Here is a 6,000-nt window from a genome sequence, read left to right as displayed (position 1 = left end):
AGATCATCCCGTCCAACGCCCACGGTCCTCGCAACTCCCACAGATCGCGGGTGTTGCGAGGACCGTTAGAACCCAAGAAGAAGAGGTCACGGGCCCGGCCCGTTCCCGTGTGCCGCTGGTGGCTCAGGCCTGCGCGACCGACATCGGGCTGCGCTCGGTGCCGGGGACCGGCCGGGAGGGATCGGCGCCCAGCTCCACGATCCGGTTCTCGGTGTCGACGTGCACCACCCGCGGGCGCAGCTTCCGCGCCTCGGCATCGTCGACCTGCGCGTAACTGATCAGGATCACCAGATCGCCGGGGCTGACCAGATGGGCTGCGGCCCCGTTGATCCCGATCACGCCCGTGCCGCGCTCCCCTTCGATGACGTAGGTCTCCAGGCGGCTGCCGTTGTCGATGTCGACGATGTGGACCAGCTCGCCGGGGAGCAGGTCGGCCGCCTCCATCAGATCGGCGTCGATCGTGACCGACCCCACGTAGTGCAGGTCCGCGTGGGTGACCGTGGCACGGTGGATCTTGGACTTGAACATGGTGCGCATCATCGAGGTACTCCTGGACCTGAGCTCCCTGCCTGCGTCATCGCAGGTCAAGGGCTGCCTACTCACTTCATGACGAGTCGCGTGTGCGGGTAGCGTTCCCCGGGTTCTTCAGAACCCGTGCTGACCACCTGCTGACTTCTCTGACGTTTCGCCAGGTGACCTCAGGGGGCCACTCACCCTCCTGAACCCACCGCGACCACGCCGCAAGCCTACGCAGCTCTCTCTCACAGGTGGCTGTGATCACCGTCACCCGCCGAGCCGATGGCGAGTGCCTGCCTCCAATACTCCTGATGAGTGAGCCTTGCCAGCACACCGGGGCTGGATGCGGCGCGGGAACCTGGCAGCGAATCGCGGGTCAGCAGTGCCGTCGATTCGCACAACCATGACCACAGCCGACCCCGCGCCTCGTTGAGGCAGTACGGAACGGGCGCCATGAGCCCGAGATCCGACTGGAACCGAACGCTACCCACGCCAGCGATCGGCCTCGAACCGTCCTCAAGAGGAGCCGACTGCCCATGGCACCACAGCCGCACACCGAGCCCGTCGCGCTTGCCGCGTCTCGGTCGGCCGTGGCCCGGCCGCTCAGAGGAGGGCGCCGCCGGAGACCTCGATTCGCTGGGCGGTGACCCAGCGCAGGCCCTCGGAGGCCAGCGTGGCGATGGCGTCGCCGATCTCCTCGGGTTCGCCGACGCGGCCGAGCGCGGTCTGCCCGGCCAGAACCTGGCGCATCTCGGCGTCGTCCCGCATCGCTCCACCGTTGAAATCGGTGGCGGTCGGCCCCGGGGCGATGGAGTTGACCCGGATGCCGCGCGGGCCGAGCTCTGCGGCGAGGGTGCGGCTCAGGGCTTCGACGGCGGCCTTCGAGGCGGAGTAGACGGAGGTGGCGGGGCTGGTGTGGCGGGTCAGTGACGTCGAGACGTTGATGACGCGGCCGCCTTGGGCCAGCAGCGGCACAAGTGACTGGATGAGGAAGAACGTGCCCCTGACGTTGGTGCCCATCACCGCGTCGAAGTCGTCGGTGGTGACGTCCTCCAGCGGCCCGAAGATCCCCACTCCCGCGTTGTTGACCACGATGTCGAGCCGCGAAGTGCCCCAGCGCTCCAACTGCTCGCTCAGTTCGGAGGTGAAGGACGCGAAAGAGGAGACGTCGCTGATATCGAGCCGGAGAACAGCGGCGGTCCCGCCCACCGCCCGCACCTCTTCCACCGTCTTCCCGGCCCCGGCCGCATCACCGCGGTGGGTGACCAGGACCCGCACCCCCCGTGTGGCCAGAGCGATGGCCGCGCTGCGTCCGAGGCCGCGATTGGCACCGGTCACCAAAGCGATCTTGTCGGTCGTCATGATCTGTTCCTCCACTGCGCGGCCACCGGAACGCACCGGCGCCACAGATGGGATGCGAGTCACTCGACTCGCCTTACCTCACACCGTAAGCAGGGCCATAGAGACGAGTCAAGTGACTCGCCTCGGATCTGCGGCATACTGTCCGCATGGCAGCAGAGCTCTCCGCGCACCACCGCAGACTCGCCCAGCAGAAACGCGAGGCGATCACCACCGCAGCCACAGAGCTGTTCCTGGATCATGGCTACGACGGCACCTCACTGGCGCGGATCGCCGAAGCGGCCGGGGTCTCGAAGTCCACCCTGTTCAAGCGGTTCCCCACCAAGGCGGCCCTCTTCGAGGCCATCGTCACCGAGTCCTGGACGCGTGACGCAGGCAACGCTGCCGCGCGGCCACAGACCGGGGATCTGCGCTCCGGACTGACAACCATCGGACACCGCTATGCCGACCTGGTCGGCCAGCCCGGCATGACAGCCCTGTTCCGGATCGTCATCGCCGAACTGCCTCGTTTCCCCGAACTGGGACGCATGCAGTTCCAGCTCGGCAAACTGCCCTACTTCACCTCTGTGCAGCACTACTTGGAATCCGAGCACGAAGCGGGCAACGCTGATGTCCCGGACGCGGTGAGCGCCGCGAACCAGTTCCTCGGCATGATCGCCAACTACGTCCTGTGGCCCCGCATGCTGCTGACCGACTGGAACCCAGCAGCCTCCGAAATCGACGACGCCGTCGCGCAGGCCGTCCAGACCATGCTCGCCAGATACGCCTCGACCCGCCGGCCTGACCCGAGGCCGGAACGTTGACGCTGGCGCTGGCGCTGGCACGCGCTGCTCAACATCGGCGACGCCTCCACTCCGCGGCGCATGCCGGTAGCCGATCGTTTGACGACAGGTAGGGCCCGGCCCTCCGTACGGTAAGGGCACCGAGCGGACCTGGCGCACAAGCGGGTTTCGACCGGCCAGCAGTCGACCGTTCAGCAGAACCTCGCCCTCCTGGCTACCTGCCTGCACCTGTGCAGGTCAAGGGCGGTTCACTGCTGTACGGTGGCTCGCATCCGCGGGTGGCGGTCCGAATCTTCGGAGCTGTGCGCCGACCACGTGATGACGTGCTGACGTGCGCCGGTCGGCCATCGGAGAGCGTCCCGGGCTCTCGCGAATCACGCCGCGAGGACACCGGCAAGCCTACGCAGCGGCGCCGGCGGAGTGTCCGTGATCACGGTCACTCCGCCGGCGCCGACAGGAACGCCTCCGTGTCCGAGGCGGCGAGAGCCGTCCGGGGCCTATCGGGTCCTGAAGCGACGGAAGAGGTTCCGCGCCACGTACACGCCCGGGCCGCCGAAGCCGACGATGTCGACCCGCCCGTCACCCGTGATGTCGCTGAGGAAACGGGGATGGCGGTCGACCCGCCAGCCTCCCGCGTCCCCGTCGTACCCGAACCCGCGGCAGACCAGTTGGGCCTGTTCGAAGCGGCCGTCGCCGCGTCCGTGTGACACCCAGACGCCGGCGTCCCCGAAGCCGACGATGTCGGGTGCGCCGTCGCCGGTGACATCGGCGACCAGCCGGAGGTGCCTCGCGCTGGTCCACCCCTGGGCCGAACCGAAGTCGTTCATTACCAGCTCGGAGGGTTCGAAGGTGCCGTCGCCGCGACCACGTGACACGACGACGCCCTGCGGGCCGAACCCGACGACGTCGACCGCTCCCCCGGCGGTGGTGCCGACTAGGAACCGGGGGTGCTCCCCGGCCGAGCTCCACCCCTGGTCCGCTCCGAAGTCGTCGAGAACGTAGAGGGGTTCGGCGAAGGTGCCGTCCTCTTCGTGGAGCGAGACCCAGACGCCGTCGTCGTGACAGCCGACGATGTCGAGCCGTCCGTCGCCGGTGGTGTCGGCGAGGAAACGGGGGTGCCGGTCGGTGCGCCAGCCGCCCGCCCCGTCGTCGTGCCCGAACGCCAGGAGGGCGGGTTCGTCGGCGAGCGGCGCGAAGGTGCCGTCCTCGTCCTGGAGTGACACCCAGACGCCGTCGTCGTGACAGCCGACGATGTCGAGCCGTCCGTCGCCGGTGGTGTCGGCGAGAAAGCGGGGGTGCCTGTCTGCGGACCATCCACCGGCCTGACGGCCGTGTCCGAACGCCGCGAGGACCAGTTCGCCGCCCGCGGGGGCGAACGTCCCGTCCGCGCCCTGAGCCGATACCCGCACACCGTCGGCGCCGAGCACCACGACATCGGGCTTGCCGTCGCCCGTGGTGTCGGCGAGGGTCCACAGGTCGGCGGGGCTCGGAGAGGGCCCCGGCTGATGCAGGACACGTTCCTCGTCGTCGAACGTCCCGTCACCTCTGCCGGCCGCCGACACCGCGCCCTTGGCGGGTTTGAGGCCGACGACGTCTTCCCGTCCGGTTCCGGTGGTGTCGGCGAGGAACCGCGCTCCGACCCCCGCCCACCAGCCGGTTCGCCCGCCCGGGGAGGGGGTGGCTCCGAGGCTGTGCCACCCTCCGGCGTCCTGAGCGCTTCCGAAGCGTTCCAGGACGAGCAGCATGTCGCTGAAGGAGGGTGTGGCGTCGGGGGCAGGCCGCAGCGCGGTCGAGCCGACGAGCCGCCAGGACCGGCGGCCGTTCCAGTGGCTCAGTGGGGCCCAGCGCAGCGCGAGGTCGCTGATACGTTCGGGCTCGGCCGGGACGAGACGCCACCGCTGGCTCTCGGAGTCGTCGTCGTACTCGCTCAGGACGATCCGGGTGTCGTCCTTGCCGGGTTCGGCGAGGTCGAGAACGGTGCCGGTCGCACTCTCGATGAAGTAGAGGCCGGCTTCGCCCTCGACGGGAACGACGTGCCACTGCTGGCCCGCCCTGCCGGCTGCGGCGTCCCACTGGCGGACGCCGCGGTCCGCGGCGGCGGGGTTGTCGATCACCTTGCCGCTCACCGCGTTGCGGATCACATGGGCGGCTTGCCCGTTCTGCGCGGCAGCCACGGGGGCGAACCGCCACTGCTCGGGGCCGGGACCACCGTCGGGGTGGTCGCGGACGACGAGCGACCCGTCCGCGCCCGGCACCGCTTTGGCGCCGAGAGTCTCCCCCGTGGCGGCGTTGACGATCTCCAGCTTCAGTTCTTCGGTGGGCACGGGCATCGTGCTGCCTCTTCCAGGCGGTGCGGGCGGTGACTCGGAACGGGCATGGCGCGGCGGTGGCCGCGGATCACGTGAAGACGTGGTGGTACGGGACTTTCCACTCGCTGGGCAGCCGCGGGTAGAACGTGTTGATGACCGTCCCGGTGAAGTCCCCGCCCCAGTTGTAGGTGAGTCGCGCCTCGCTGCTGGCCGTCACCGCGTGGTCCTTGAAGCCGAGGATGGCGTCGGGGTGGGTGATCGGGACGAAGGTGATCCCGCCCCACGGCGTGACCGTGACGACCCAGAGCTGGGTGTCCTCCGGCGCGCCGTTCTTCCCGCGCCACTTGTCGCCGACCTTGTCGGGGAGGCCGACCTGGAGGGTGTCCGCCGTGCTCTTCGGGGCGTCCTGGTGGGCGGTGACGCGTCGTCGCTGTGGCCCCGGCAGGCCGTCGTCGCCGCGCCCGGCGTCGGCCTCACCAGCGCCCGCCGGTTTGGGCGACACCTGGCCCGCGGCGCTCTCGATGAAGTAGAGCGGTCGCTGCCCGAAGAAGCCGCCCGGGGTGATGTACCAGAGGTGGCCCTGCGCCTCCTTGGTGGCCGGGTCGAGCGCGGTGGCCAACTGGACGCCCTTGTCGTGGCTCTCCTCCTTCAGCTCGGCGGGCCGCAGGTAGCCGCCGTTGAAGGCGTGGACGAGCATGACCGGCCGGTTCTCCAGCAGTGCGGCCACGATCGCGTTGTCATAGCTGTTCACCGCCACCGGGCCGCCGACCACCAAATTCGACATCGCCGTGCGTTCCTGGGTGTACATCGCGGAAACCTCACCTGTTCTGTATGTGGAGAACAACGCTTCGGGCGCTCGGTCCAGTGGTCTATCACGCGGCATTACCGTAGGACAACACCGCCCAATCGAGGTCACGGCGAAAACGAATGAGTGCCCGACACGGAATCAGAAACCATGCCGACGTTCGATGTCCGGTGCTCGCGCCAGGACGATGCCGGGGCATTGTCAGGGCGTCGACAAATTTATCGGTCTC

5 protein-coding genes are annotated in these 6,000 nt (G+C 69.0%); 1 reads left to right on the top strand and 4 read right to left on the bottom strand.

Annotated elements, in window-relative coordinates:
- Nucleotides 1-123: 123 nt before the first annotated feature.
- Both panD and E0D90_RS06155 read right to left on the bottom strand, forming a co-directional pair.
- On the bottom strand, nucleotides 124-540 hold the full coding sequence (panD, locus tag E0D90_RS06160) for an aspartate 1-decarboxylase (protein ID WP_130796903.1): 417 nt from the start codon (nucleotides 538-540) through the stop codon (nucleotides 124-126).
- A gap of 579 nt (nucleotides 541-1,119) precedes the next feature.
- On the bottom strand, nucleotides 1,120-1,878 hold the full coding sequence (locus tag E0D90_RS06155) for an SDR family NAD(P)-dependent oxidoreductase (protein WP_130796902.1): 759 nt from the start codon (nucleotides 1,876-1,878) through the stop codon (nucleotides 1,120-1,122).
- A gap of 146 nt (nucleotides 1,879-2,024) precedes the next feature.
- Between E0D90_RS06155 and E0D90_RS06150 the strand changes: the two genes are divergently transcribed.
- Nucleotides 2,025-2,678, top strand: coding sequence for a TetR/AcrR family transcriptional regulator (locus E0D90_RS06150; RefSeq protein WP_130796901.1), 654 nt, complete (start codon nucleotides 2,025-2,027; stop codon nucleotides 2,676-2,678).
- Between the two features lie 476 nt (nucleotides 2,679-3,154).
- Here the strand turns inward: E0D90_RS06150 and E0D90_RS06145 are convergent, their stop codons facing one another.
- Complete coding sequence (locus tag E0D90_RS06145; protein WP_130796900.1) at nucleotides 3,155-4,987, bottom strand: FG-GAP-like repeat-containing protein; 1,833 nt, start codon at nucleotides 4,985-4,987, stop codon at nucleotides 3,155-3,157.
- Nucleotides 4,988-5,054: 67 nt separating this feature from the next.
- Nucleotides 5,055-5,774 (bottom strand): hypothetical protein, encoded by a 720-nt coding sequence (locus E0D90_RS06140; protein ID WP_130796899.1) that lies wholly within the window; start codon nucleotides 5,772-5,774, stop codon nucleotides 5,055-5,057.
- Nucleotides 5,775-6,000: the final 226 nt, after the last annotated feature.

This window comes from Streptomyces otsuchiensis (assembly GCF_004305975.1).
Lineage (GTDB): Bacteria > Actinomycetota > Actinomycetes > Streptomycetales > Streptomycetaceae > Streptomyces > Streptomyces otsuchiensis.
The sequence above is the reverse complement of the archived record's forward strand: the minus strand, read 5'-3'. Positions and strand labels throughout refer to the sequence as shown.